This is a genomic window from Pseudomonas sp. Pse1 (genome assembly GCF_024519635.1).
Classification (GTDB): domain Bacteria; phylum Pseudomonadota; class Gammaproteobacteria; order Pseudomonadales; family Pseudomonadaceae; genus Aquipseudomonas.
The window spans coordinates 252,128-277,693 of sequence record NZ_JALJRO010000001.1 but is presented as its reverse complement, the minus strand read 5'-3'; the positions used below and the strand labels follow the sequence as shown (position 1 = coordinate 277,693).

General features: G+C 56.2%; 27 protein-coding genes. 13 read left to right on the top strand and 14 right to left on the bottom strand.

The genetic code is table 11. The annotated features are described in order from the left end of the window. Positions 1–22: 22 nt before the first annotated feature. Entirely contained in the window at positions 23–2,428 is a 2,406-nt protein-coding gene (locus NR126_RS01260) for a glucose/quinate/shikimate family membrane-bound PQQ-dependent dehydrogenase (protein ID WP_256829502.1), read from the bottom strand. Between the two features lie 296 nt (positions 2,429–2,724). Here NR126_RS01260 and NR126_RS01255 point away from each other — a divergent pair, with 296 nt between their 5' ends. Further along, complete coding sequence (locus NR126_RS01255) at positions 2,725–3,306, top strand: hypothetical protein (RefSeq protein ID WP_027618850.1); 582 nt, start codon at positions 2,725–2,727, stop codon at positions 3,304–3,306. Positions 3,307–3,342: 36 nt separating this feature from the next. Here NR126_RS01255 and uraH read toward each other — a convergent pair whose 3' ends face one another. Together uraH and NR126_RS01245 are read right to left on the bottom strand one after the other, a co-directional pair. Further along, complete coding sequence (uraH, locus tag NR126_RS01250; protein WP_027618851.1) at positions 3,343–3,753, bottom strand: hydroxyisourate hydrolase; 411 nt, start codon at positions 3,751–3,753, stop codon at positions 3,343–3,345. Positions 3,754–3,763: 10 nt separating this feature from the next. Continuing rightward, the gene (locus tag NR126_RS01245; RefSeq protein WP_256829501.1) at positions 3,764–4,267 is read right to left on the bottom strand and encodes a heme-binding protein; all 504 of its coding nucleotides are present in this window, start codon (positions 4,265–4,267) and stop codon (positions 3,764–3,766) included. Between the two features lie 200 nt (positions 4,268–4,467). Here NR126_RS01245 and NR126_RS01240 point away from each other — a divergent pair, with 200 nt between their 5' ends. Then, the gene (locus NR126_RS01240) at positions 4,468–5,139 is read left to right on the top strand and encodes a heavy metal response regulator transcription factor (protein WP_256829500.1); all 672 of its coding nucleotides are present in this window, start codon (positions 4,468–4,470) and stop codon (positions 5,137–5,139) included. Next, positions 5,136–6,506, top strand: coding sequence for a heavy metal sensor histidine kinase (locus tag NR126_RS01235; RefSeq protein WP_256829637.1), 1,371 nt, complete (start codon positions 5,136–5,138; stop codon positions 6,504–6,506). The genes NR126_RS01240 and NR126_RS01235 overlap by 4 nt, the downstream gene beginning before the upstream one ends. Here the strand turns inward: NR126_RS01235 and NR126_RS01230 are convergent. After that, positions 6,462–6,944: a TspO/MBR family protein gene (locus NR126_RS01230; RefSeq protein WP_051550535.1), complete on the bottom strand. Its 483-nt coding sequence runs from the start codon at positions 6,942–6,944 to the stop codon at positions 6,462–6,464. The two genes, NR126_RS01235 and NR126_RS01230, sit on opposite strands and share 45 nt — an antisense overlap. 172 nt (positions 6,945–7,116) lie before the next feature. Here NR126_RS01230 and NR126_RS01225 point away from each other — a divergent pair, with 172 nt between their 5' ends. Further along, positions 7,117–7,725 carry a dTMP kinase gene (locus tag NR126_RS01225; protein ID WP_256829499.1) on the top strand — a complete coding sequence of 203 codons (609 nt, stop codon included), beginning with the start codon at positions 7,117–7,119 and terminating at the stop codon, positions 7,723–7,725. A gap of 429 nt (positions 7,726–8,154) precedes the next feature. Here the strand turns inward: NR126_RS01225 and NR126_RS01220 are convergent, their stop codons facing one another. The 3 genes from NR126_RS01220 to NR126_RS01210 form a co-directional block, all read right to left on the bottom strand. Further along, entirely contained in the window at positions 8,155–8,496 is a 342-nt protein-coding gene (locus tag NR126_RS01220) for a hypothetical protein (RefSeq protein WP_256829498.1), read from the bottom strand. Further along, the gene (locus NR126_RS01215) at positions 8,483–8,707 is read right to left on the bottom strand and encodes a hypothetical protein (RefSeq protein WP_256829497.1); all 225 of its coding nucleotides are present in this window, start codon (positions 8,705–8,707) and stop codon (positions 8,483–8,485) included. Before NR126_RS01215 ends, NR126_RS01220 begins: the two co-directional genes overlap by 14 nt. A gap of 197 nt (positions 8,708–8,904) precedes the next feature. Then, positions 8,905–9,360 (bottom strand): MarR family transcriptional regulator, encoded by a 456-nt coding sequence (locus NR126_RS01210; protein ID WP_256829496.1) that lies wholly within the window; start codon positions 9,358–9,360, stop codon positions 8,905–8,907. Positions 9,361–9,656: 296 nt separating this feature from the next. Here NR126_RS01210 and NR126_RS01205 point away from each other — a divergent pair, with 296 nt between their 5' ends. From NR126_RS01205 to NR126_RS01185, 5 genes are all read left to right on the top strand, one after another. Beyond that, entirely contained in the window at positions 9,657–10,277 is a 621-nt protein-coding gene (locus NR126_RS01205) for a TetR/AcrR family transcriptional regulator (protein WP_256829495.1), read from the top strand. A 94-nt stretch (positions 10,278–10,371) separates the two neighbouring features. Next, positions 10,372–11,880, top strand: coding sequence for an efflux transporter outer membrane subunit (locus NR126_RS01200; protein WP_256829494.1), 1,509 nt, complete (start codon positions 10,372–10,374; stop codon positions 11,878–11,880). Further along, complete coding sequence (locus tag NR126_RS01195) at positions 11,877–13,067, top strand: efflux RND transporter periplasmic adaptor subunit (RefSeq protein ID WP_256829493.1); 1,191 nt, start codon at positions 11,877–11,879, stop codon at positions 13,065–13,067. Before NR126_RS01200 ends, NR126_RS01195 begins: the two co-directional genes overlap by 4 nt. Before the next feature lie 11 nt (positions 13,068–13,078). Continuing rightward, the gene (locus tag NR126_RS01190) at positions 13,079–14,599 is read left to right on the top strand and encodes an MFS transporter (protein ID WP_256829492.1); all 1,521 of its coding nucleotides are present in this window, start codon (positions 13,079–13,081) and stop codon (positions 14,597–14,599) included. A gap of 161 nt (positions 14,600–14,760) precedes the next feature. Then, positions 14,761–15,414: a hypothetical protein gene (locus NR126_RS01185; RefSeq protein ID WP_256829491.1), complete on the top strand. Its 654-nt coding sequence runs from the start codon at positions 14,761–14,763 to the stop codon at positions 15,412–15,414. A gap of 51 nt (positions 15,415–15,465) precedes the next feature. On the opposite strand, the gene NR126_RS01180 is transcribed toward NR126_RS01185, so the two are convergent. The 4 genes from NR126_RS01180 to salA all read right to left on the bottom strand — a co-directional run bounded on the left by NR126_RS01180 (position 15,466) and on the right by salA (position 20,435). Continuing rightward, the gene (locus NR126_RS01180; protein ID WP_256829490.1) at positions 15,466–16,917 is read right to left on the bottom strand and encodes an aldehyde dehydrogenase; all 1,452 of its coding nucleotides are present in this window, start codon (positions 16,915–16,917) and stop codon (positions 15,466–15,468) included. Between the two features lie 32 nt (positions 16,918–16,949). After that, entirely contained in the window at positions 16,950–18,098 is a 1,149-nt protein-coding gene (locus NR126_RS01175) for an NAD(P)-dependent alcohol dehydrogenase (protein WP_306218646.1), read from the bottom strand. Between the two features lie 43 nt (positions 18,099–18,141). After that, positions 18,142–19,080: a catechol 1,2-dioxygenase gene (catA, locus tag NR126_RS01170; RefSeq protein WP_256829489.1), complete on the bottom strand. Its 939-nt coding sequence runs from the start codon at positions 19,078–19,080 to the stop codon at positions 18,142–18,144. Between the two features lie 71 nt (positions 19,081–19,151). After that, the gene (salA, locus tag NR126_RS01165) at positions 19,152–20,435 is read right to left on the bottom strand and encodes a salicylate 1-monooxygenase (protein WP_256829635.1); all 1,284 of its coding nucleotides are present in this window, start codon (positions 20,433–20,435) and stop codon (positions 19,152–19,154) included. Positions 20,436–20,579: 144 nt separating this feature from the next. Here salA and NR126_RS01160 point away from each other — a divergent pair, with 144 nt between their 5' ends. Next, positions 20,580–21,479, top strand: a complete 900-nt coding sequence (locus NR126_RS01160; RefSeq protein WP_256829488.1) for a LysR family transcriptional regulator — start codon at positions 20,580–20,582, stop codon at positions 21,477–21,479. A gap of 32 nt (positions 21,480–21,511) precedes the next feature. On the opposite strand, the gene NR126_RS01155 is transcribed toward NR126_RS01160, so the two are convergent. Then, complete coding sequence (locus NR126_RS01155) at positions 21,512–22,414, bottom strand: LysR family transcriptional regulator (RefSeq protein ID WP_256829487.1); 903 nt, start codon at positions 22,412–22,414, stop codon at positions 21,512–21,514. A 167-nt stretch (positions 22,415–22,581) separates the two neighbouring features. On the opposite strand from NR126_RS01155, the gene NR126_RS01150 reads away from it, so the two are divergent. The 3 genes from NR126_RS01150 to NR126_RS01140 all read left to right on the top strand — a co-directional run bounded on the left by NR126_RS01150 (position 22,582) and on the right by NR126_RS01140 (position 23,885). Continuing rightward, complete coding sequence (locus NR126_RS01150) at positions 22,582–22,779, top strand: 4-oxalocrotonate tautomerase family protein (RefSeq protein ID WP_256829486.1); 198 nt, start codon at positions 22,582–22,584, stop codon at positions 22,777–22,779. A gap of 70 nt (positions 22,780–22,849) precedes the next feature. Further along, a complete protein-coding gene (locus NR126_RS01145; protein WP_007910304.1) occupies positions 22,850–23,203 on the top strand; it encodes a putative quinol monooxygenase in 354 nt (117 codons plus the stop codon). Between the two features lie 67 nt (positions 23,204–23,270). Then, positions 23,271–23,885, top strand: coding sequence for a nitroreductase family protein (locus NR126_RS01140; protein ID WP_256829485.1), 615 nt, complete (start codon positions 23,271–23,273; stop codon positions 23,883–23,885). A gap of 84 nt (positions 23,886–23,969) precedes the next feature. Here the strand turns inward: NR126_RS01140 and NR126_RS01135 are convergent, their stop codons facing one another. Together NR126_RS01135 and NR126_RS01130 are read right to left on the bottom strand one after the other, a co-directional pair. After that, positions 23,970–24,671 (bottom strand): hypothetical protein, encoded by a 702-nt coding sequence (locus tag NR126_RS01135; RefSeq protein ID WP_256829484.1) that lies wholly within the window; start codon positions 24,669–24,671, stop codon positions 23,970–23,972. Between the two features lie 74 nt (positions 24,672–24,745). Next, the gene (locus NR126_RS01130) at positions 24,746–25,540 is read right to left on the bottom strand and encodes an SDR family NAD(P)-dependent oxidoreductase (protein WP_256829483.1); all 795 of its coding nucleotides are present in this window, start codon (positions 25,538–25,540) and stop codon (positions 24,746–24,748) included. Between the last annotated feature and the right edge of the window lie 26 nt (positions 25,541–25,566).

Here is a 25,566-nt window from a genome sequence, read left to right as displayed (position 1 = left end):
CCAGCCAGGCGGGCACAGCGGCTTACGGCAGGGCGTAAGCCATCACATAGTCACCGCGATCGGTTGACTGACGTGCGCCACCGGCGGTGATCACGACGTACTGCTTGCCGGTCTTCGGCGAGACGTAGGTCATCGGGCCGCCCTGGCTGCCCACCGGCAGGCGGGCTTTCCACACTTCTTCGCCATTGCCGCTATTAAAGGCACGCAGGTAGAAGTCCTGGGTCCCGGCGATGAAGATCAGGCCACCCTGGGTCGACAGGGTGCCGCCGAGGGTCGGCAGGCCAACCTTGATTGGCAGGTGCATGCGGATGCCCAGGGGACCGGTGTCTTCAACGGTGCCCACCGGCACTTGCCAGGCGACCTTTTGAGTCTTCATGTCGATCGCGGTCAGGGTGCCGAACGGCGGTGCCTGGCAAGGAATGCCGGCCACCGAAAGGAAGCGGTTTTTGTTCACCGCATACGGCGTGCCCTTGAGCGGCACCGCGCCCATCCCGGTATTCAACGCTTCGCCACCGCCAGCCGCCTGGCCTTTGTTCTGCGATGGAATCATCTGGATCCACAGGCCCAGGCGCATGTCGTTGACGAAGATGAAGCCGTGCACCGGGTCGGTGGAGATGCTGCCCCAGTTCATCCCGCCCAGGGAACCCGGGAAACTCAGGGATTTATCGGTGCCCGGCGCAGTGTACAGGCCGTCGTAGCGCATGCCCTTGAAGTCGATGCGGCACAGCAGTTGGTCATACGGGGTCGCGCCCCACATGTCCGATTCGCTCAGGTGCTGGGCGCCGATCTGCGGCATACCCACCGATTTTGGCTGGGTCGGCGAGTAGGGCTCGTTGGGGATATTGGCTGCCTTGACCGGTACTTCCTTGACCTCGGTCAGCGGCTTGCCGGTGGCGCGGTCGAGCACGTAGATCTGCCCGGCCTTGGTGCCGATGACCAGCGCCGGCACGGTTTTGCCGTCCTTGGTGAAGTCGATCAGGCTCGGCTGCATCGGCAGGTCGAAGTCCCAGAGATCGTTGTGCACGGTCTGGTACACCCAGCGTTCTTCACCGCTGCTGGCATCCAGCGCGAGGATCGAGGCGCCGTAGGTGTGATCGAGCTTGCTGCGTTCCACACCGTAGATGTCGGTGGACGAGCTGCCCATCGGCAGGAACACGGTGTTGGTCGCCGGGTCATAGGACATCGGCGCCCAGCTGTTCGGGGTGCTGCGTACATAGGTGCTGCCTTCGGCCGGTGAATTGCGATCCTGGGGGTTGCCCGGATCGAACGCCCAACGCTGGGCGCCGGTGATCACGTCGAAACCACGGATCACGCCGCCAGGCATGTCGGCCTGCACGTTGTCGGCGACACGACCGCCGACCACTACCGTGGTACCGGCCATCAGCGGCGCGGAAGACAACTGGTAGTAGCTGTCCGGCACATCACCCAGACCGGCCTTGAGATCGACCTGGCCGTTGTTGCCGAAACCCCGGCAGAACTCGCCGGTGTCGGCATCGACCGCGATCAGTCGGGCGTCGATGGTGTTGGTCAGCAAGCGTCGCTGGCAGTTGGCGGCCGCCGCCGGTTGAGGCTCGATGATGGTCGAGTTGCTCGGCTGGACAATCGGCTGGGTGGCATCGAAGTAAGCCATGCCACGGCAGCGCTGCCAGACTTTCGACTGGGCGTTGATCGAGTTTTTCCAGAGCTCTTTGCCGGTGTCGGCATCGAGGGCGATGAGGTTGTTGTGCGGGGTGCAGATGAACACCTTGTTGCCGATCTGCAGCGGGGTGAGCTGGTCTTCGGCACCGTTGCCATCGCTCTCGGCGACGTCACCGGTGTGGTAGGTCCAGGCTACTTGCAACTTGTCGACATTGCCGCGATTGATCTGGTCCAGCGCGGCGAAACGGCTACCGCCTTCGGTATTGCCGTAATGCGCCCAGTCCTTCTGCGCCTTGGCCGGCTCGACAGGCGTCAGGCCCGGGCCGGTGCCGGTGGCAGCCACAGTGGGGTGGGCGACGAACATATTGCCCGCAGCCACCGCCAGGCCTATCGCCAATACGGCCGCAACGGCGTAGGCACCGCGACCACCCACCTCACCGTTGGCGCGCTTGAGCAGGGGATAGACCAGGGTCACCGCCAGGCCCACCGCGCCGAACATGAACAGGCGTGAGAACAGCGGCCAGAACACCAGTCCGGCATCGCTCACCGCCCAGATCGCCGTGCCCAGCAGGAACGCGGCGAACAACCAGGCGCCGGCAGGCTTGCTGCGGGCGATCAGCAGGCCGGACACGGCCATCACCAGACCACCCACCAGGAAGTACCAGGACCCGCCCAGGCTGACCAGCTTCACGCCGCCCGCCGCCAGTGCCAGGCCGAGCAGGGCAATGATCACCCCCAGCCCGATCACGATGAATTTCGCTACGCCCGAGAGGCGTTGATTGTGCTTCACGTTGAATGTCCCGTTGAAATGAGGCGGTAAGTATATAGATAGGTAACTATCTAGTTAAACCACAAATTCACGGTCAAGGGTCGTTCGCAGGTTGTGGTCGCGCCTGATCGAAGAATCTGCCGTACCTCTTATCAATAGCGCTGAACTCTGCTTTTGTCGCATCCGTCCCTATGTTCAGCAGCAATCGAAAGTCACTCCGGCCTAGGTGGGGGCTTGTATTCAGGGCGGCAGAGATTCAGATTACGCGTCCGGATTCAGTGACAGACTTCCAGGGAAGAACCATTTTGATTGCAACCATGAAGCACCAAACCGTCATTGCGCTGATCTGCGCCGCCTTTTCAGCGGGCCTCGCAGCGACCCCTTCAGCCGCCACACCAGCAATGCCCCAAGGCCGTACCGTCAAAGAAATGATGCCATCCGAGCCATTTCCCTCGACCTATCCCGGATTTGAAAACCAGAAGAGCCAGTTCCCGGCACAACTTGAAGGCAGTGGCGAGTTTGTGGTCACTCGAGTAGCGAGTGTTTGCGCGGAGCCAACCAACCCCATCAACTTCGCGATGGAGGCCGAGCATTTCATTCGCATGGGCAACCAGACGGTGGCCGCCGAACTGGAGAAGCGCAACATCGACTGGGAAATGTGCGAAGCCTCGGTGGTCGGGCAAAAGCTCAAGGTGGTTCGGCTGCAACTATTGGCAATGGGCTGTGGCTTTCCTTTTGTCGGCGAGCAGAAAATTCCCTACGACCAGATCAGTAAACACGCCTGTTTTTATGTCCCGGTGGTGGAGTTCAACGGCAAGGAACAGGCAGTGGCGAGTGATGCGTTGGACGGTTTCGAGGCGTTTGCGGTGGAGCGGTTGAAGGTTTATTTCAACCAATAAGTTTTTTGCACACAAGAATGGATGCCTCCTTAACCCTCAATTCCCTCGGTAGGTAGAAAAGCCATAAGGGCTGAGCAGCAACGGGATGTGGTAGTGCGGGACGGTGCCGTCCACCTCGAATATGACCGGTACTTCAGGAAAGAAACTGGACGTATTGTGCGCCTTAAACCATTCCCCGGTTTTGAAGGTGACACGGTAGGTGCCTTTCTCCAGATCCCGACCTTCCGGATAGAGTCCGGTGACGCGACCTTGCTCGTTGGTGGCCGCGCTGTTGAGCATGTCCCAGTTTTTCCCCTCCTGTTTTTCCAGGGTGACATTGACCCCAGGGGAGGGCAGGCCATCCTGCAAGTTGAGGACGTGCACACTCAACGGATTGGCTGCCGCCAGGGCAAGGGATGAAATGGCACTCAATACGGCGCCAGCGAACAAGCTTTTCAATACAGTCATGGAGATATCCTTAGTGCTTGAGGGAAGGTAAGACGTTGTTGATGGCAGCCACTGCACAGCCTTCGTCGTTTGCCGCGCCGCCGGCACCGGCCACTCCGATGGCGCCGATGACTTGCCCCTCGAACGTCAAAGGCATTCCGCCACCCAGGAGTAACAACTCATCAAGGGTGTTGAGGTTTTCCGCATCCGGATTGGCGCGAGCACGTTCTGCCAATAACCGCGTGGAGGTTTTGGTCGACAGGGCGGTATAGGCTTTGCGTTGCGCCGCCAGGGTGTTATGCGGGCCGACATCGTCATCCCGTTGCACGGCAACCAGATTGCCGCCGCGGTCAACCACGGCGGCAACGGCTGTGCGGCCATCGGCGTGGCAGGCGGTGAGCGCGGCAGTCAACAAGTCGTTGGCCAGCGCCAGTGACACGTCCTTGCGCTGGGCAATTTGATCCGGGGCTGCAGCGGCGAATCCGGAGGTCATTGCCAGCGTGATCAGCCATGAAGTCGGTAGGCGGATACCCATGTTTTTTCCTTGTCGTAGGAGCCGGCTTGCCGGCGAAGGCGATTTGCCTGACACACCACGACCCAGGTTTGGTCGGTCGGCGTCATTGCCCGGCATCATGCCCAGCCCACCCCTTCAGGATGATTACCCCTTGATTACCAACATGTAATGAAAGAAATCAGCGAACCGGGCTAGCCTATGCGCCAGTCCTGGAGGAAAAAATGCGCATCCTGGTGGTTGAAGATGAAACGAAAATGGCTGATTACCTGCGAAAAGCCCTGACTGAGTCGGGCTATTCGGTAGAGATCGCCCTCGACGGGCTGGATGGCCAACATCTGGTGCAGGAGAGTGAATTCGATCTGATCATTCTGGATGTCATGTTGCCGGGACTGGACGGTTGGCAATTACTGCCAGTCATCCGGCGCAAGTGGCAGACCCCGGTGCTGTTTCTGACCGCACGGGATTCGGTTGATGACCGGGTCAAAGGGCTGGAGTTGGGGGCGGATGATTATCTGGTGAAACCCTTTTCTTATGCCGAACTGCTGGCCCGCGTACGCACTTTGTTGCGCCGTGGTCCGCCGCGTGAGGTTGAGCATTTTTTGGTTGCCGATCTGAGCCTGAATCTGTTGCAACGCAAGGTCACCCGTAATGGTGAACGCTTGATCCTGACCAACAAGGAGTTTGCCCTGCTGCATCTGTTGGTCAGTCGTGAAGGGGAGGTGCTGTCGCGCTCGTTGATTGCCTCGCAGATCTGGAACATGAACTTTGACAGTGATACCAACGTGGTTGATGTCGCCATTCGCCGTCTGCGGGCCAAGGTTGACGATCCTTACCCGCTCAAGTTGATCCATACGGTGCGTGGTATCGGTTACCTGCTTGAGGTGCAATCCTGAAACTCTATCCCCATGCCCTGAGCCTGCGCCTGGCGGTGATGTTCGCGCTGGTCAGTGTGCTGTTGCTGGGCTCTATCGGCTTTTATCTTTATCAGTCGTTAGAGCGAGAAATTGCCTGGCGCGACGATCAGGCCTTGTTGGGTCGCCTGGAGCGCGTGCAAGCCTTGATTAACGACAGCGCAAGCATTGAGCAACTGCGCAATCGGCCAAAACTCTACGAAAACATGCTGGGCAACAGTGACAATCTACTGTGGGTTGTTGATAAAAGCGGTCAGGTGCTGATCGAAATCAACCCTGTAGACATGTCCTTGCCCAAGTTGCCTGCGACTGCCCAGGCTCGTCTGGGGGACGGTAACTCGTCGATTTCAGTACGACTCGCGTGGAAGGATCTCAACCAGGAGGGTCGTGGCTTGACCCTGATTGCTGGCAAGTTGTTGAGCGAGCGCGAACAGATGCTGGCGGCTTACCGACTCAAACTCTGGTTCGCCATGTCGGTCGGCGCACTGTTGGCGTTTGTACTCGGCGGCTGGGTCAGTCGGCGAGGCTTACGGCCAGTGCGGATGCTGGCCAAGCACGCGGCTGCAATTGATGTTCAACACTTGCATCTACGGCTGAATGAATTCAATCAATTGAGTGAGCTGCAAGCCCTCAGCAATGCGCTAAACCAAATGCTCGCGCGCCTTGAAGATGGGTTCGCCCAGCTGTCCCGCTTTTCCGAAGACCTCGCCCACGAAATGCGCACGCCACTCAGCAATCTGATGGGGCATACCCAGCAAACCCTGAGGTACAGCCGCTCGATTGAGGACTACCAGAACCTGCTGGTTTCCAATCAGGAAGAGTACGAGCGACTGGCGCGAATGATCGACAGTATGTTGTTTCTCGCCCGAACCGAGCATTCAAACGCCTCCTTGAATCGCCAGGTCATCGACCTCCATGACCTGGTTGAGCAACTCTGTGAGTACTTCGAAGGCGTTGCGCAAGAGCGCGATGTAACGCTGATCAATCAGGCCCAGGGCGAATTGCAGGCTGATCCAGTCTTAATCCGTCGAGCCTTGGCTAACCTGCTGTCCAATGCGCTGCGTTATGGGGCACCCGCTGCGCAAGTGATCATTAGCACTATGGCAAGCGAAGAGGGCATCGCAGTCTCTGTTCACAACCAGGGCGAGCCCATTGCCGCGGAACACCTACCGCGACTGTTTGAGCGTTTCTATCGATGCGACCCGTCACGCAATCAGCCAGACGACTCCGGAGGCCTGGGATTGGCAATTGTTCGCTCAATCATGCAATTGCATGACGGGCAAGTCACCGTCGATAGCCGTCAATCAGGCACCTGTTTCAGCCTCGTGTTTCCGATTCGAAGCGCTTGAGTGGTGCTTGCGCAGAATTGAAAAATTCAAGGCGCAGGCTACGCACAGCCAGGCCAGGTACGGAAACAGGATCAAACCCGTGATCAGATCCAGCCGCACGGCCATCACCACCATTGCCGCGACCACCAGCCAGAGCACGACGAGGATCACCATACTGGCGAAAATGTGGTGCGCGCCAAAGAACACCGGCGTCCAGAGCGTATTAAGCGCAATCTGCGCCGCCCACAAAGCCAATACCACTTGGCTCCCGGGCATCAAACTCAGCCGGTACCCAGCCCAGGCGAGTAACAGGTAAATGACCGACCAGGCCAGCGGAAACGCCCAGCCGGGAGGGGTGAAGCCGGGTTTGGCAAGGGATTCGTACCACTCTCCTGGTTTGAAAAAGAAACCTGTGCTGGCCGCGGCACCGCAGGCCAGGAGGAAAATAAAAAAAGTCATGACCGTTCCTTAGTGGGGAGCTGTTGTAGTGAGTTGCGGCGCAATGCTTGCCCGCTCATAGAGAGGACTCCTCCTGCGGTTAGAAGTTTGCTCAGAGCAATGACTTTAGTTCTCTGAGAGGCAGATGCTTCGATCAGGTAGAGTGCTGATCCATTTAATCGTTGTGTGACACATGAATCGTCCGCTGTTCATTTCTCTGGATGGCCCCAAGGGTGCCGGCAAAACCACGTTGTTGGAGGCCGTGACCCAAGTACTGCGGGCCGACAACAAACAAGTCATCCGCCTGTGCGAGAAAAAAAGTGATCCCTTGCGGGGTGAAACCATGGCCCTCGTTAACCAACTGGTGCGAAATCCCAGCCGGACTCTGGAACGGGAGGTCTGTGAACGTTTTGCCGACAGCCGTGCCTGGATCTCCCAACACGTGCTGCCAAAACAGCCGCTCGACAGCATCATCCTGATCGATCGCTGGTACCCATCGGAGGCCGCGTTCCGCCGGCTGATCCCGTTCGCCGAGATTCTGCAACTGAACCTCGAACGCAACGTGCGGGTGCCAGATCTGCATGTGGGGGTGGTCGCTGATCCTGAGCTTTCATGGGCAAGGGCAGCGGCGCGTCGGCGTGGGTTGGGCAGTACGGTAATTCATACGCTGGAGGAGCATGTCGCCTGTACCCGTGCGTTTGAGCGGGCGGTTGCGGATAATGGGTGGGTGTTGTGTCGGAATGAAGGTTCTATTGAAGAAGCTACGTTGCGGGTGGTTGCGCAGATTTATGGGGTGCTTTGAAGTGCGTTACAGCTTCCTGCACGACACGCCGGCGTTGGGAATGCCAGACACGTTTATAGCGAGATTGACTGAACGAAAGACGGACAACAGCTCATGAACATACCTAACCCAATACATGATTTAACATAATATACATTATGCGAAGCGTCGTATGGGGAACCCATGGGCTCTGGAGGTCAGATTTGAAGCCAGGCTCACCTCAACAGGTTCTGGTCTGAGCAGATCGATTGCAGGTGCAAACCTACAAAAACCAGAAACGAAAACGCTTTCAAGCTATTCACTTCAGTTCCGTAGTCGGAACATTCCCCGTGCATCACCTGGTGACGATTCAGTGCAGTAAAGACCCCGCTGGAGCCGGATGATTGGCTTCGGGCCACAGAGCTTTTTAGAAAATCAGAATCATGAAGCGTAAAAAATGGATGAAGAAGATCAAGCGATCTCCTGATCAGATTCAAACCTTTCTTTTAAGTGCAGGCCTGCCTTTGTGGAGCGATTTTGGCCTTTACCATCTCGATTCAGCGGAGATTCTACTCCCAGGGTTTCGGCCAACAGCCCATCAGCCTGTGCAATAAAAACCGGTGTTGAGAGGAAAAACCCATCAGCACCAAACTCTCTATGAGCCCTTGCCGCAGCACCAATCGCTGTTGACCTGGAAGGATTATTGGCCAACAAACGATCAACAAAGTCCTGAAAGTTGTCGCGATAGTAATCAACCATGCACTGATCAATTTCACCATCTGGGAGGCTTGTAATGCGCTCAATCAACGGCATCAAGTCCTCTAAAGCTGTCGACCAGCCGAAGAACCATCCTTTTTGCTAAATATTCCGACAGATCACCACGGATTTCGTAGGCAAACTGAGGAATCACCTTCGCCATAGCATCAATGATAGGTGCCGTTATACTTGCTATTTCGGCAAACTTTTCGGCGAAAGCGTGCGCTAAGGTAACGAAATCAATCTGCTCTTCAGGCGTTTCAGACACGTTGAGCTCTCAAATGCAGTGAAATTCTGACAATTCTAACGCTGACGATAGGCTAGAGATTCAAGTTTGCAGTACCCTCCCCGCTGTTATTCTCTAATATTATAACTCAACTAAATATCTATTTAGTTGAGTTATAAAGCTATCTGCTGTCGAGCATGAAATCTCCGGTTGCTTGCAGATTTTTCTTAAGTCGATGCTCAACTATTTTTTTGGAGTAAGGTTTTAACTAACCTGGCAATAGGTGCGACGTTCGAGCCGGCGAAAAGTGCGGTGATCTGTAGTACGTCCGCACCGACATTACTTAATGAATTTTGCCACCGACCTAACAGAGTGGCCAGTGCGAGATCATAAATTTCAAGACCTTGATCAGTTAACTGCAACATAACTTTGCGTCGATCTAGCTTCTCACGTCGACGCTGCACAAAGCCTGACTTTTCGAGTTTATCGATCCTTTGTGTGATTTTGGATGATATGGCATTCAAATTCTGACTACATTGCTCCGCTGTCAGCGCAGTGCCCTGCGCCAAGCTATCAAGAATTCTAAGGTCCATGAGTGTCAGGTTTTGGCTAGCCACGGCGTCCTCTATCCATTGCCCCATAGTTTTGTTTACGCTCTCAAGAAAATTAAATGCGTCAATTAAATGCGTCTGCACTCCCGCCTCCTAAGCACTGTAAATACAATAAAACTGAACGGCCGCTCATAGCTTACTATCCCAAGAAGCAACCGCCGATCTACAAATATGATAGAAGTTAAATTGCATATCGACTGCAATAAGTCAGCCACTCTAACAGTCACGGGCTCGATGAGTTATTACAAAAAGCCATAGTCACTATTCATGTTGTGAATGCCTTATTCGCGCCTATTTTATTGACCGGGATTATATTTGGACATATAAATACCAACAGTTTCTATTGACGTTTTCACGCTCAAAAACAATCAGAGCACTATATGGACTCCAAGCCAGATCACCTGAAATCCGTCAAGCTGCGTAGCAGATCCTCCATCGGGGCTGTTCGCAGTCCTCAGAGCACAGAAGCCATTCTTGAAGCTGCTGCAGCGATTCTCGAGGAGCGTGGGTACCGAGCATTTACTATGGATGCCCTGGTGGAACGGGCCGGTTCGAGCAAGCCTACGATCTACCGGTGGTGGAAAAACAAGAGCGCGTTGCTCAGGGATGTTTATGAACGCACCGCCCTGACCTTCGTGACACAACCGGACACTGGAGATTTGAATAAAGACTTGATCGTTCACCTCCGCTCCCTTTGGAGTTGGTGGCGGACCTCAAGTGCGGGCGAAACATTGCGTAGCCTGATTGCCGAGATACAGCACGAACCGCAGGCTCTAGAGGAGTTCAGAAAAGAGTTTTTGCCACGTCGCGAGCGTACGTTAAGAAAGATTTTTGCACGCGCTGTAGAGTCGGGCGACATCGTTGAAGGTCCAGCCGTCGAAAGCGCAGTCTCGCTACTTACCGGTATGTCGTGGCTTCATTTGGTAACGGCGAACCTCGATAACCTGGATGACATCGACCATTCAGTCTCCGTAATCGTTAAAGGGCTAAGAGCCCGTTAATTCACTTTTTTTGCCTATAACGACACTGACAGTTTTTATTGAATCCTGCCCCGTCTTTGGCCTGATTTCTATTTGCCGTAAGAGTACAAACGTAATGAACAGTTGTAAAAACGAGGCGTCAGCGCACCCACGTTATGGGCTTCCCCTTGCCGCTCGACTATCGGTAGCGGCGTTGGTAGTGCTGCTCAGCGGATGCTCCTTCAATGATTTGAAGCCAGTCTCAAGCCTGCAACAACCCGGAAACGCCAGTGAAACCTTAGCCGATAGCGGGGTCACTCTCTCAACATCTGCTTGGCCAACTCAAACCTGGTGGAGCAGCTTCAACGACAAGCAACTGGATAATCTGGTTGAGGAGGCGCTGGCACAAAGCCCGACGCTGCGCTCCGCTGCCGCTCGCGTGCGCCAGGCGAGCGAGCTGGAAGCAATAGAAGGCGCATCGCTGTTGCCGCATATCGACGCATCAGCGAGCACCACCCGTGAGCGATTCAGTTCGAATGGTACAACCCCTGCCCCGGTTAAAGGCACCTGGCAAAATGTCGATCAGGCAACGCTGAATGTCGGTTACGAATTGGATTTCTGGGGAAAGAACCGCGAAGCGGTTGAAGCCGCTGTTGGGCGCAGAAAGGCGCTTGAAGTCGATAGTCGCGCGGCATCATTGATTTTGTCATCGGCCGTTGTACAGACGTATATCGCCCTGCAGGATACGTACGAGCATTTGGACGTAGCCCAGGCTTTGTTGAACCAGCAAATCGATATCGAAAAACTCACTCAACAACGATTCACTGCTGAGTTGGGTAGTCAGATCGATATCAAGCAATCACAGGCATCGCTTCCCGCCAGTCGCGCCAATATCGCAGCCTTGAAGGAAATGATCGAGCTGAACCAGAACAAGCTTGCCTCTTTGTTGGGCCAGGGGCCTGATCGAGGTAGATCGATCACCCGCCCTCACCTGCTAGCCAGCAACAACGTGGTGATGCCCACCAACATTCCGGCCGAACTGGTGGGACACCGCCCCGATGTTGTTGCTCAGCGCTGGCGTGTAGAGGCGTCGGGGCATGAGATTGAAGTCGCGAAAGCGCGCTTTTATCCCAATGTGAATCTGACAGCCTTCGTGGGTTTGCAAAGCCTTGCGTTCAGCACTTTCAACGATCACAGCAGCCGAATTCTGGGCGCGTCGCCCGCTATCAGTCTGCCCATCTTTGAGGGTGGGCGTTTGCGCGGCAATTTGAGTGCACAGAACGCGGCTTACGACCTCGCCGTTGAAAATTACAACCAGACCGTTGTCGATGCGCTTCGCGATATTGCCGATCAGTTGTCTTCGCTGCGTTGGCTGAAAGAGCGAATGGCGCAGCAAGTGGACGCGGTCAATACCGCGCAAGCCGCTTCCGATCTGGTCAACCTTCGTTACGGCGCAGGATTGGCAACCTATCTGCAAGTGCTGGCCACGGAGAATGCGACCCTGGCCCAGAAGCGCCAACTGGTGACGCTGGAGTCTCGCGCACTGTCGCTGCAAGCGAACCTGAGCCGAGCACTGGGCGGTGGCTATCGCCCGGAACTCCCTGTCACCTCCCCTGCAAATTCCACCGTAGTTGATAAATCATGACCTCCCCAACACCCTCTTCTTCTGACGCCTCCCGTCCATACAAGTCATTTCGTCCGCAACTGCTGCTGATTGTCGCGATCGTGCTGCTCTTGGGCGTCCTGGCGAGCTGGTATTTTCTGGGGCTTGGCAGTGAGTCCACCGATGATGCCTACGTGGACGGTAATATCGTGCAGGTGACTTCCCAGGTCGGCGGAACGGTGACCGTCATCAGCGCCGATAACACCGACCATATCGATGCCCACTCTCCGTTGGTCACGCTCAACGCAGTCGATGCCGAAATCCAGTATCAACGCACTCAATCGAACCTGGCCCGTACCGTAAGACAGGCGCGCACCCAGTATTACCAGGTGCAACAACTGGAAGCTGAGGTCAGTCAGCGGCAGAACGACGTGCGCAAGGCTCGGGATGACGTTCGACGTCGCAGTCAACTTGCCGCAAGCGGCGCGGTGTCTCGGGAAGAGATCAGCCACGCCGAGGAAGTGCTGAAAAACGCGCTCGCCGGGCTCGACGGCACGCGGCATGCCCTGGCAGTGCGCCTGGCCATGGTGGATAACACCACGCTACGAACGCATCCCGACGTGCTGGTGGCCGCGGCCAATCTGCGTGATGCGTTTATTTCCCTGCATCGCACGCAGATCAACTCGCCGGTCAGTGGCCTGATCACCAAGCGCAGTGTGCAGGTCGGTCAGCGCATCAGTCCGGGCGTTGCTCTGATGTCTGTCGTTCCGATCGATCAGGTGTGGGTGAACGCCAACTTCAAAGAGTCGCAGATCGAGGACTTGCGGATCGGCCAACCTGTGGAACTGCACGCCGATGCCTATGCACGCAAGGTGATGTTTCACGGAACCATCGTAGGGCTGGATGCCGGGACCGGCAGCGCTTTTTCGTTGATGCCGGCACAGAACGCTACGGGCAACTGGATCAAAGTCACTCAGCGCGTGCCGGTCCGTATCGCACTACGTCCTGACGAAATCGCCGCGAATCCATTGCGCTTGGGGCTCTCAATGCGGGTGTCGGTTGATACCAACGATACCAGCGGCGAGCGACTCAATAAAAAGACACCTGCGCAACCTGCTTACAGCACCGATATTTTTGAGAATGAACTCAAGGATGCGAATGACATCGTCGAACAAATAATCAGCGCCAACGAAGACCGCGGCCCCTCCTCCCAACTGTTGAAACCTTGACGAGTCAGCTCATGTATCGGAAAAACGCCGCTTTGCTGGTCGCCGTCGGCCTTTTATGCGCGCTCGAATATCTTCAGGCCGGCATGATTGCTTTCGCCTCAGCGCCTATTCGCGGCGAAATAGACGCCAGCCCTGAAGAGTTTACGTTGGTCGCCGCGCTTTACGCATGTATCGCCGTGGTGGTTATTTCAAAACAGCGCTGGTTGGTTGAGCGACTCGGCTGGCGCAATTTCATGTTGGGCTCGATCAGCATTTATGTGGTGGGCGCCTTTGTATGCGGCGTCAGCGATGATCTGACTTCGTTCACCGTTGGCCGCGTGATCATGGCGTTGGGAGGGGCGTCCTTCATGACGTCCGCTCGCTTGATGGTCAATCTTCTACCTCCCGGACCAGGGAGATTCGTAGGCGTCAAAGTGTTTGCCACAGGGCTTGCCAGCGGTACGGCTGCGGCGCCTTTCCTGTCATCGCTGGTGGTGGTCGAAGATACCTGGCACGCCATCTTCTGGCTGCTGATGGCGGGGGGCGTGGTAGCCGGTTGTCTATGTACAAGGTTCTTGCCTGACACGGCAATCGAGGAGGATGAGCGCTCGCCGTCCAGTCCAGGAAACATCTTGCTGCTGTCTGTCAGCACCTTCTTCCTGCTGTATGTGCTGCAGCGTTCCTACTACGACTTTTATAACGAAACAGTGATTCTGCTGGCATTCGCTTTGCTGGCGGCTTTGGGTGTTTACATCTTCTTCCATGCCGAGCATGCCAAGCACACACCGTTTCTCAAAGTCAGAGACTTGATGCAGTCGCGCTACATCCTCGGCGTTGCCTTGTTCTGCTTCACGTACATCGTTCTGGGCAGCAATAACTACATTTTGCCGTACTTCCTGCAAACCGCCCTCGGCTACTCGTGGGACACGATCGGGACATTCCAGGCGTTTGGTCTTGCCGGTGCATTGTTGACGTGGATCGTAATGGCCTTTGTCATACCGAAGCATCCGGGGCCGAAAAAGTTCTTTGTGGCCGGGTTTGCGGCGCTTATCAGCTTTGGTCTGCTTTTGTCATCGCTCACCCCTGATGCAAACATGTGGGCGAACATATTGCCCGCGCTGATACTCAATGGCTGCTTTGTGATGTTGGTGCTTGCGACCGCCGCCATGCAGACATTTCGCGACGTGACGCATCACGACACTTTGTTTGCCCATGCCTATCAGATCAAAAGCATGCTCGGGCAGATCGCCATGGCGCTCGGTACAACCGTTGCCACCTTATTTTTGCAATGGCGCACGACGCTGCAGTACAGCAACCTGAACGGGCACTTCAGTTCATCCGATCCGATTTACCAAGCGAACACGCAGTTACTGGCACAGTCGCTCACGCCCGCTATGGGCGCTGGTCCTGCCAATCAATTATCGGTAATGGCGCTGGGTCAAAACCTGCATCAGCAGGCAACTCTGGTCGCGTGCATGGAGTATTTCTGGGTGATTATCGTGATCGCCAGCATCGCGCTGGGTGTTTCCGTGATTCAGAAAACCTTCAAGTAATACAGGCTCTGCGGTGCTCAATGCGTCGGCATCGCGGGCAGCTCTTAATGCTGTTAAATCGAATATATCGATAATCTTCATCCATAAATGCCATACATACAGGACGTCGATTTGTCGTCAAATACCTTTCCATTTCAAATACATAACCCTTTGGAGCTGTTTTGCACCCTATTCTGCATGAGTTGAAACTGGCCTCTTTCTCATTGTTGCTGAGATTCGGATTTGTTTTCTTTTCACTGGCGATGCTCTGGCTGGACATCGCCGTTTTTCACACTCAGATTCTCGAGATATCGTTCACCGAAATCAGCCAGGAGTTGATGCTGTTCATAATCGCCGTACTGTTCTGGACGCTGCCGACGAGCAAAGGTCATGCGGGATTCAAATCACTGGCCGGCGGTTTCTTTGCCTGCCTGTTGATGCGAGAGCTGGATGGCTTGTTCGACCCCATCAGTCATAGCGCCTGGTGCGTGCCGTTCCTGGCCATCGCGACCGTCTGCGTAACGGTGGCCTTGGGCAAAGCCAACCGCAAACAGACATTGGCCGACCTCGCTGCGTTCACACAATCCCGCCCATTTGGAGCATTCGCTACAGGCTTTGGCGTGCTGCTGTTTTCACGCGTTTTCGGCATGGGCAGCTTTTGGCATCTTGTGTTGGGCGAAGGTTACGAGCGCTTGGCCAAGACGACGGTCGAGGAAGGAGTAGAGTTGCTGGCCTATTCAATGTGGCTGGCGACGACCATCGAGTATCGCCTGTCCGCCACCTTGGCACCGGCGTTTGTAGCGCCGAAAAAATTTGCGGAGGCCGCAGGGCATTAATCCATACCCTGGGTAGACCGGCTCCTCAGAGCCGGTTCCCGTATCTGGATATCAGAATGGATATGGCTGGTCGGAAGGTTCGACCGTGACCCATTTCACTTCAGTGAATTCCTCTATCACCGCGCTGCCGTCGAATCGACCGTAGCCACTGTTCTTCATACCACCGTAAGGGGCTTGAGGCTCGTTTTGCACCGTTGCCCCGTTGATGTGTACGCAACCGGCATCCAGTCGGCCAGCCAGATCAAGGGCCAGGCTTACATTGCGACTGAAGATGGCTGACGACAGACCGAACGCCGTATCGTTAGCGACTGCCAGTGCCTGCTCCGCGCCTTTGACCCGAACCACGGTGGTGACGGGCCCAAAGGTTTCTTCATCGTAGATATCCATTTTCGATGACACTCGATCCACCAGCGTCGGCGCCATCTGCGCCTCCTCTGCCAGACCTCCCACCACAATCGTGGCCCCCTTCCCTACGGCGTCATCCAGCAACTGATTGATGCGCTGTACCGAGCCTTGGGAAATCATCGGGCCGATTACGCTGGCAGGATTAAGCACCGGGTTCCCCTGTTCGAGGTCTCGAATACGTTGAGCAAACTTTGCCACGAAAGCATCAGCGACAGACTCATCGACCACGAAGCGCTCGGTCGACATACAGATTTGCCCTTGGTACAGAAATGCGCCAAACACGGCAGCGTTGACCGCGCCTTCGAGGTCGGCGTCCTCTAACACAATAAACGGTGCCTTCCCGCCCAGCTCGAGCAAACAGCGCTTGAGGTACTTCGCGCTGGTCTGGGCAATCATCCGGCCGACGTTGGTCGACCCGGTGAAATTGACCCGGCGTACCGTATCGTGAGCGATCAGCACTTCAGTTACAGCGCCGGCATCTTCTGGCGCCGAAATAATAAAGTTCACCACGCCAGCCGGGAACCCTGCGTCATAGAACGCCTGGGCCAGCAGCTCATGAGTGCGCGGGCTGTTTTCTGAACCTTTGAAAATAACCGTATTACCGCAGGCCAACGGGTAGGCAATGGACCGGGTGCCAAGAATGACCGGACCATTCCACGGTGCAATGCTCAACACCGTGCCGGCAGGCTGACGCAAGGTGACTGACAACGTGCCGGGCTTATCGGTAGCAAGGGTTTCGCCCTTGATTTGGGTGGTCAGCGATGCCGCTTCACGAAGCAGATTGGCCGAAGCCCCGACGTTGAACTGCGACCAGAGTCGAGAGGCGCCGATTTCTTCAGCCATGACACTGCAGAAAAGCTCCATCTTGCTTTCCAGCGTATCAGCCGCTGCCAGCAGTAGCCGACGACGCTCGGTCGGCCCCACTTTCGACCATGTTTTAAATGCTTGCTGGGACGATGCAGCGACGCGTCGCGCATCTTCCACGCTGCACGCCGCGCCGGTGCTGACAACGTTGCCACTGACCGGATCGATGCGCTGGTAGGTTTTACCGTCCGAGGCGGCTTGCGCAATGTTGTCTATAACGAGTTGAACAGTCATCTTGAAATCCTTTGATGAGTTTGAAAAAAAAATCAGGCTCGGTCGGCAGCTGCCGGCATACGAAGTATCGGTTTGATGGTGATACCGCTTTCGCTATCGGCCATCGCTTCGTTGACCTGCTCAAAGGTGTAGAACCGGCACAACTTGTCAAAAGGGAAACGCCCTTGCAGATGCAGATCGACAAGCGTGGGAATAAAGCCGTTGGCGACCACGTCACCCTGGACGATGCCCATGATGCGTTTGCCCGGGATCATCACGTCGTTGATGTTGAAAGCGACTTCGGTGCCCATCTTGGTCGCGCCGACGATGCCACAGGTGCCCAGCGTCGTGAGTGCGTCGATGGCCTGACGTAGAACTTCCGCGCGTCCGGAGCATTCCAGGCTGTAATTCGCCCCGCCTCCAGTAATCTCGCGAATGCGCTCCACCGGGTCTTCTTCCCGGCTGTTGATGACGTGTGTGGCGCCGACCTCAAGCGCCAGTTCCAAGCGACTCGGCGTCACGTCTACGGCGATAATGGTCGTCGCGCCGGCAACCCGGGCGGCCATCACCGCTGCCAGACCGACTGCGCCAGCACCGAATGCAACGAAGCTGCTACCCGCTTCAACTCGTAGGGCCTTGAGCACAGAACCAGCGCCTGTCTGTATGCCGCACCCCAAAGGGCCAAGCAGTTCCAGCGGTGCTTTTTTCGATACTTTGACCACGTTGCGTTCGTTGGCAATCACGTAAGTCGAAAAGGACGACTGGCCGAAGAAGTGATCGTGTATCGGGGCCGCGTTGTCGCAACTGCAGGTGGAGGTGCTGCCGTCGAGGCGACCGCCACCGAAATTCAGTGGGTGCATATGGGAGCAATGCGCCGGATGTCCGGTCTCGCATGGCAGACAAAGGCCGCAGGACATGTAGGTCATGACAACGTGATCGCCAGGAACGATGGTTGTAACAGCATTGCCTACGGCCTCAACAATCCCAGCACCTTCGTGGCCCAGAACGATGGGCAGCGGTGTCGGAAAAAGTTGGTCGCGTACGACCATATCGGTGTGGCAAACACCCGTCGCAACGATGCGTACACGAACTTCATCGGGACGCGGAACGGCCAACTCGGCACGTTCAAACTGAAGTTTGCCGCCTGCCTCACGCAAGACGGCGACTTTGACTTCGATAGGCATGAGCGCGGTGTGGGACATGAACTTATCCTCTTGAATAATGAATGGGTTATCCGGCAGCGACCTACGCGTCTTGCAGAGCACGCTGGCGATTGCTGCGTTGTTGCGCCTGATCGCTGGCAGCGTGACGCAACTGGAAATCAAAGGTCATTTGTGCAAAACGCCCCGACACTTCGTGAGCGATGGATTGGTTTTCGTCATCAACGAAATACACCTCGCCAATCAAGCCATCCCGGGTGGCATAGGCGAAGTCGTCCCAGAGATACTTATCGTTGGAAAGGTTGATCTGGGTGGTCAAATGCTCATAACCCGGAGCCGAGACGAAGAAATGAATATGCGCCGGGCGCTGGCCATGCCGGCCCAGATGGTTGAGGCACTCTTGAGTCGGGCCTTGAGGGTTACAGCCATAACCTGACGGCACGATGCTTTTGACGCGATAACGCCCTTGCGCGTCGGTCACGATGCGCCGACGCAGATTGAACGGCGATTGGCTTTTGTCGAAGTGGGAGTAGTTGCCCTTACTGTCGGCTTGCCAAAGATCTACCAGCGCACCGGCAATCGGTTGTCCGAGAGTGTCCAGGACCTGGCCGTCTAGAAACATCGGTGTGGCGATAGCGTCTTCGCTGCCATCGTCCATCCGCGCATATCCCTGAGACAGCGGTGCGCCGGCCACATACAGCGGCCCCTCGATCGTGCGTGGTGTTCCGCCGCTGCGCCCTGCTTCCGCCTCTTTGGCATCGTTGAGAAGATCAAGGAAATGCTCGAGCCCCAACCCTGCCATCAAGAGTCCAGCCTCGTTGTTTTTACCCAGTCGATTGATGTACTCGACCCCTGCCCAGAACTCATCTTCGCTGATCTCAAGCTCCTCAATGAGTCGCGCAGTTTCGTGCAGAATGCGCAGCACAATCTGTTTGCTGCGTGGGTCTCCAGCCTGGTTTTTCATCCCGGCTGCGTCTTGAAAAAATTCGCGGATTTCAGCGGTTTGGGAAATGCTGACGGTCATGATGATTCACCTTTTGTTCTTGGACGCGGACGACGCCAGTCGCTACGGACTGGCGAGCGGCCGGCAGGGAGTCAGACGGCTTGTGCCCATCCGAGCCGTGTGTGCGCCTCAGCCAGGTCGGCTTGCATGTCGTGGTTCCACAACCAGTCAAAGCGACTGGCCAGCGTTGTCGAGAGCAGTGGCTCCTGGTCCGCTACCTTGGCGTCGCGGAACTCGTAAAGTTCGCCCGCTTCCCAGGATGTCCGTTGAACACGGCAAGCACGCGGACGGCGTATGGCGTCATACACCTCAAGCACCTGCTTCGCGTCACGTTGCAAAACCCGCGGATCGGCCAGCAGCCGTGCCAGTAACCAGGCATCTTCCAGCCCCTGCCCGGCTCCGGCGCCTTGATGCGGCAGCATCGCGTGCGCCGCGTCGCCGATCAGCCCGACACGGCCGTGGACGTAACCCGACAATTCGTCCAGTTCGTGCAGTGCCCAAAGAGTGGGATTGGGAATGCACTCAAGCAATACGCGAACGGCATATCCCCATTCGCTGAAGGCTTCGAGCATCTCGGCCTGGGTGGTGTTTTTCACCCAGGGTTTGTCGGCGGGCCATACCGGGTTGGCATCAGTCCGATCCGAAACAAATGCCACGACGTTGATCAGTCGGCCCTGTTTGACCGGGAAAGTCAGGATGTGGGCATCGAGGCCCAAATACATTTGCGGAACGTTGATCAAATGCTCATCGACGCCCGCCGCACGATAGGCATCGCGCAGTTGCGAGCTGTCGATCATTCCGCGGTAGGCGCAGGTGCCACTGAAGCGCGGGGCGACCAAAGGCTGGTCCAAGCCCTGAAGTACGTAATCACGAATGGAGGATTTGATTCCATCTGCTGCAATCAAGAGATCGCACTGATGGTGCGTGCCGTCGGTGAATTGGACAATGACGCGATCATCCGTCTCATCTACGCTGACTGCGCGTTTACCGAAAACGGCGATGCCCTCTGGCAATTGACTGGCCAGCGCATCGAGAAAGTCTGCGCGGTGTACTGAAGACTGACCGACACCTTCAGCAATGCTTGCACCGAGGTAGCCGGCATCGACACCCCGACGCCATTCAAACCAGATGTCCTGCCAGGGCTGAGCAGTCCGGTCGGCGATTTGCTCGTAGGGCTTGCCGATGCCGAGACCTTCGATGGCCCTTACCGCGTTCGCGCCAAATGAAACACCTGCACCGACTTCGCCGAATGCCGGTGCAGCTTCAAACAGTTGAACGTCCAGATGTTGATGACGGCACAGATCCAGTGCGAGGGCGACACCTGCGATACCACCGCCAACGATAGCGACTTGCAAGACAGATTTAGGGCTATTCATAGGGAAACCTTTATGTTGTTTTTGGAATAGCTCGATCATGACTATTCACAAAACATTGATAAATGGCCTCACTCCCATACAACCTATCACCAACCTGAATACTGGTATGCTTGCAACCTCGTCACTCCTCCCGAGATGCCTGCAATGCACCTACGCGAACTCGACCTGAACCTGCTGGTGATCTTTCATCAACTATTGATCGACCACAGTGTTTCCGGTGCGGCTGAAACGCTTGGCCTCACTCAGCCGGCCGTGAGCAATGCACTCAAGCGTCTGCGTAATTCACTCAATGACGAATTGTTTGTACGCACCCATCAAGGCATGCAACCAACGCCCTACGCGTTGCAAATGGCCGAGCCGGTGTCTCAGGCAATCAACCTCCTGCATGGCGCCATCAATCGCCAGGATGAGTTCGATCCGGCCACCAGTCAAAAACGCTTCGTAGTGGCGATGACCGACATCGGCGAGATTTACTTTATGCCGCGCTTGATCGATGCCCTGCTCAAGCAGGCCCCCGGAATTTCGGTGAGCACGCTGCGCAGCAATGCGGGACTGTCTGAAAGTCTTGCCAGCGGCGAAGTGGATCTGGCGGTCGGACTACTGCCCGATTTGCAGGCAGGCTTCTATCAACGGCGTTTGTTCCATCATCGATACGTGTGCCTGTGCCGCCAGGATCATCCGCTGACACAACAACCCATGACGCGAGAACGTTTTTGTGAATATGGGCACGTGAGAATCGTTGCGGCCAGTACCGGACATGGTGAGATAGACACGCACATGCAGCGGGCTGGCCTGCAACGCCAGATACGCCTGGAGGTGCCGCACTTTGTGGCGGTGGGGCATATCTTGCAGAACACCGATCTTGTCGCGACCGTGCCTGAGCGCTTCGCCAGCAGTTGTAGCGGACCGTTCGGTTTGACCATCCTGCCGTTGCCATTACCGCTGCCGGAGATTGCGATCAATATGTTCTGGCACACGAAATACAACCGCGATCCGGCCAACAAATGGTTTCGGCAACTGATGTTTGATCTCTTCAGCGATTGAGTTTCAGACGCTAAGGGCGCCATGGCGGCAGGTCACTGCCAATGCTCACAAAGTTTGACCAACTCATCGACCACGTACCTGACCTTCGGCCGCAGATGCGAGACCTTTGGCCAGACGGCATGCACATCAACCGGATCAGGCTCGTAATCTTCCAGCACTTCGACCAGCCTCCCAGCCTCCAGGTCTTCTCTGAACAGGCAGCGCGGCATCTGGCACAAGCCTGTCCCGGCGACAGCGGCAAGAATCATCGCTTCGCCGTCGCCTATTTGATGCGTAGACGGTGGCGCATAACGGACAGTTTCCGCGCCTTGCCTGACGCGCCACGACAAAGGCTGGCCGCGACGATGGCCGACGATGCAATGGTGATGGCTTAAGTCCTCCAGTGTTTGTGGAACTCCAAACCGCTGCAGATACCTGGGGGCCGCACAAATCGCCCAGCGTTGGCGAGTAAGCCGGCGTGCTACCAGGCCGCTGGTGTCCTTCAGCTCACCGAAGCGCACCAAGAGATCAATGCCTTCTTCAAACGGATCAACGATGTGGTCGGAAAACGTCATGTTCAGTTGCAGTGCGGGGTATTTGTTGGCGATCTCGAACAGCAATGGCGCGACGACCCGACGTCCAAACGCCACCGGGATGTCCACTCGCAAGCGACCGGATGGCTCCCCTGCCCCCGGCCCGAGGCCACTTTCCGCTGCGCCGATTTCCTCGAGCGCTGTGGAGCACGCGGTGAAATACGCTTCGCCGTCGGCCGTCAGCGAGATGCGTCGTGTGGTGCGGTGGAACAGCTGTGTACCCAGGCGATCCTCAAGGCGCGCAATCGATTTGCCCACGGCCGACTTGGATAGGCCTAGGCGTTCTGCGGCCTGAGTGAAGCTGGTTGATCGGGCGGCGACCACGAAGGTGATAACGCCCTGAAAAGAATCGACAGGAATCATGCGAGCCATCTGATTGTAGAGTTTGGATCTACCCAGATTATAGTTTCAGGCTGTTTATCGCCAGATGATTCGACATTAGCATTGAGTCTCGAAAAACTTCGGTGCAACGCGCTTCAAGCGTGAAAGCACACCGATTATCCAGATCAATGCCTAAAGAGGAATTTGCCATGCCTGTCGTACGAGTCAGCTGGTTTGAAGGTAAAGAACACGAGCAGAAAGCCGCTGTTGCCGCAGACATCACTGCGAGCATCGTCAAGCACACCGGTACTGATGCGAACTACATCTACGTCATTTTTGAAGACGTCGCCCCCTCCGACTGGGCCGGTGCCGGCAAATTGTTTGGAGAGGCGCCGGAGAAATCCTGACCCGATCGTTAACGCCTGCATCGGCTGGGTCAGCGATGCATTCTCACTAGCGTCTAAGGAAAAACCCTCCATGCATCCACATATCTCCTGCCTGTTCTCCCTCGCGGTCAAACCCGCTGACTTCCCCGAATTCAAAGCGCTGATCGCCAACATTGTCGAAGCCACTAGCGCTGAGCCGGGCACACTGGTTTACGAATACAGTGTCAACGAAGACAACAGCGTCGTTCACATTCTCGAGCGCTACAACGTCGGTGCTGTGGTCAGCCACGTCGACACCACGTTTGCACCATTCGGTCAGCGTTTTCTAGAACTGTGCACCGTCACCAGCCTGGTTGTGTATGGCACGCCTGACGCCGAAATCCGTAAACGTCTCGATCCGTTCGGGGCTGTGTACATGACCCCATTCGACGGTTTCAGCCGCTAATTTCAGACGGCGCAGGCTCCACTTCAATGACTGGGTCTGCGCACTGTCTTCCCGCACAGAGACCCTCATGTCCGATATCGCAAACATTATCAAATCGCGAATTTCCGCCAACAGCTATGACACTGAGCGCAGCCTGAGCGATCAACAGGTTGCCGAGCTGATCGAGTTGGCTACCCATGCACCTTCCGCGTTCAATCTGCAAAACTGGAAATTCCTCGCCGTACGCAGCGCCGAAGCCAAAGCGCGTCTCCTGCCTCTGGCGTGGGGGCAGCAGAAAATCGTCGACGCTGCCGTGACATTTATCGTCTGCGGCACACTCAATCCGCATGAGACATTGCCGTCGGCGCTTAAACCTACCCTGGATGCCGGCATCATTGATCAGGCTATCTACGACATGTGGGTAGGTGCAGCTGAAGGCATGTACAAGGAAAACCCACAACTGCAGCGTGATGAGGCGATTCGTTCCGGCTCACTGGCAGCCATGACACTGATGCTGGCCGCGAAGGGCCAAGGCCTGGTTTCTACGCCAATGATCGGCTTCGATCAGTCGACGGTGGCCAAGGAGTTTGGTCTGTCTGACCTGGAAATTCCGGTCATGCTGGTCACCGTTGGCTACCCGGGTGCGACCAACTGGCCGCAGAAGCCACGCAAGGCCGTCAACGACGTTCTGCAGTTCGTGTAAGCACACGCGCCCCGGCGAAGTCAGATTGATCTCTGACTTCGCCGGGGTATTGATCTATTCAAAGGCATTACAAGCCTTTGAAGTTCAACCCTTGTCGTTTCTGGAAATCCGCAGATTTCTGAAGTGCGCGACTGTCCCGGACTCGATCCAGATACCCACTCCTCCGCGCTGCGCCGCCCCGTACTTCAGATCCCGTACGATAAACGCTGGTTTCTCCTTGTGATCCAGGAAAAGATCAACGTTTGAACCTTTGATCACCAACTTCATATGAATCCATCGACCCAACTCGAGGTCGGCGTAGGTCTCGTACTTTTCCGGCGATTCTTTGCGAAGCTGATCAAATCTGAAGTCTGGATAACCGGCGTATTGCACAGAATGATTGCGTCGTATCTGGTCATCCGCCGAACTGTTGGTCGGTCGCAGGTAAATGCTTTCGAAGCGCCCTGCCCCGTCTATTCGAAAGGCAACACCGACAAAACCACGCGCGTATTCAGGGGCGTCTTTCGCCAAGTCACTGGCGACGTCGACTTCGATGGAGCCATCGCCGAAATCCATGGGCAGCCACGCCATGAAATTTCTATCGAGCAATCGTTCCCGGGTCGGGTCCTGATAGGAAGAACCGGGCATTTGCAGCGCTAAGGAGTGCAGCCCTTGATAAAGCGTCTCGACCAGCGAAACGCCCGAAAGCTGATATTCAGCGGGCGCTGTATACGCGCAGGCCTTTTGATCACTTGCCATCACCACTCCAACTAAAAGAGACGCCGCGACAGCGATTGAATGCAGCATAATCGCAAAGGCTCCAGGCTAAGAACAAAAAAGACCCATGACACAGGCTGACATGGGTCTGCGATTGTTTCGAATCAGACGATGTCGTCGACCACGCCACCATCAACTCTGAGCGAAGCCCCCGTGGTGGCCGATGCTTGCGGCGAGCACACATAAACGATCATGTTGGCCACCTCCTCCACAGTGGCTGCACGCTGGATGATCGAGCTCGGGCGATGCTGCATCACAAAATCAGCGACGACCGTCTCCAGCGATTTGCCGGTGCGCTCGACTTCACCCTTCATCATGTCTGCCACGCCATCGGATAGCGTCGGCCCAGGCAGGACGCTGTTGACGGTAACACCGCTGCCAGCCACGCGTTTTGCGAGGCCACGCGCCAAAGCCAACTGAGCCGTTTTTGACACACCGTAATGGATCATGTCCGCGGGAATATTTCGGGCCGACTCGGAGGCGACAAACACCACCCGGCCCCAACCGTTCTCAACCATGCCAGGCAGCAACGCACGACTGAGGCGAACGCCGGACATGACGTTGGTTTGCCAGTAGTTGTTCCAGACCTCGTCGTCTGTTTCAAAGAAATCCTGTGGCTCATAAATGCCTGCGTTGTTCACCAGGATGTCGATGCCACTGACACCGGCGAGCAAGACCTCTACGCCTTCGGCAGAACTCAGATCCGCAGCCACACCGCTGACGGTCGCGCCGGGCACTGCCGCGTGCAATCGGGCGATCGCGTCGTTGACCGAGCGTTCACTGCGACCGTTTATGACAACCGCGGCGCCGGCCTGTGCAAGCCCCTTGGCAATGGCGAAACCAATACCTCCGGTAGAAGCGGTGACCAGTGCGTGTTTGCTATCGAGTTGGATATTCATCATTTCTCCGTCAAGAATGAGCGGGT

Coding starts and splice junctions, on each gene's coding strand:
- NR126_RS01255 (WP_027618850.1), top strand. CDS start 2,725: ATGAAGCACCAAACCGTCATTGCGCTGATCTGCGCCGCCTTTTCAGCG.
- uraH (WP_027618851.1), bottom strand. CDS start 3,753: ATGACTGTATTGAAAAGCTTGTTCGCTGGCGCCGTATTGAGTGCCATT.
- NR126_RS01245 (WP_256829501.1), bottom strand. CDS start 4,267: ATGGGTATCCGCCTACCGACTTCATGGCTGATCACGCTGGCAATGACC.
- NR126_RS01240 (WP_256829500.1), top strand. CDS start 4,468: ATGCGCATCCTGGTGGTTGAAGATGAAACGAAAATGGCTGATTACCTG.
- NR126_RS01230 (WP_051550535.1), bottom strand. CDS start 6,944: ATGACTTTTTTTATTTTCCTCCTGGCCTGCGGTGCCGCGGCCAGCACA.
- NR126_RS01225 (WP_256829499.1), top strand. CDS start 7,117: ATGAATCGTCCGCTGTTCATTTCTCTGGATGGCCCCAAGGGTGCCGGC.
- NR126_RS01220 (WP_256829498.1), bottom strand. CDS start 8,496: ATGCCGTTGATTGAGCGCATTACAAGCCTCCCAGATGGTGAAATTGAT.
- NR126_RS01205 (WP_256829495.1), top strand. CDS start 9,657: ATGGACTCCAAGCCAGATCACCTGAAATCCGTCAAGCTGCGTAGCAGA.
- NR126_RS01200 (WP_256829494.1), top strand. CDS start 10,372: ATGAACAGTTGTAAAAACGAGGCGTCAGCGCACCCACGTTATGGGCTT.
- NR126_RS01195 (WP_256829493.1), top strand. CDS start 11,877: ATGACCTCCCCAACACCCTCTTCTTCTGACGCCTCCCGTCCATACAAG.
- NR126_RS01190 (WP_256829492.1), top strand. CDS start 13,079: ATGTATCGGAAAAACGCCGCTTTGCTGGTCGCCGTCGGCCTTTTATGC.
- NR126_RS01180 (WP_256829490.1), bottom strand. CDS start 16,917: ATGACTGTTCAACTCGTTATAGACAACATTGCGCAAGCCGCCTCGGAC.
- NR126_RS01175 (WP_306218646.1), bottom strand. CDS start 18,098: ATGTCCCACACCGCGCTCATGCCTATCGAAGTCAAAGTCGCCGTCTTG.
- catA (WP_256829489.1), bottom strand. CDS start 19,080: ATGACCGTCAGCATTTCCCAAACCGCTGAAATCCGCGAATTTTTTCAA.
- salA (WP_256829635.1), bottom strand. CDS start 20,435: ATGAATAGCCCTAAATCTGTCTTGCAAGTCGCTATCGTTGGCGGTGGT.
- NR126_RS01160 (WP_256829488.1), top strand. CDS start 20,580: ATGCACCTACGCGAACTCGACCTGAACCTGCTGGTGATCTTTCATCAA.
- NR126_RS01155 (WP_256829487.1), bottom strand. CDS start 22,414: ATGATTCCTGTCGATTCTTTTCAGGGCGTTATCACCTTCGTGGTCGCC.
- NR126_RS01150 (WP_256829486.1), top strand. CDS start 22,582: ATGCCTGTCGTACGAGTCAGCTGGTTTGAAGGTAAAGAACACGAGCAG.
- NR126_RS01145 (WP_007910304.1), top strand. CDS start 22,850: ATGCATCCACATATCTCCTGCCTGTTCTCCCTCGCGGTCAAACCCGCT.
- NR126_RS01140 (WP_256829485.1), top strand. CDS start 23,271: ATGTCCGATATCGCAAACATTATCAAATCGCGAATTTCCGCCAACAGC.
- NR126_RS01135 (WP_256829484.1), bottom strand. CDS start 24,671: ATGCTGCATTCAATCGCTGTCGCGGCGTCTCTTTTAGTTGGAGTGGTG.
- NR126_RS01130 (WP_256829483.1), bottom strand. CDS start 25,540: ATGAATATCCAACTCGATAGCAAACACGCACTGGTCACCGCTTCTACC.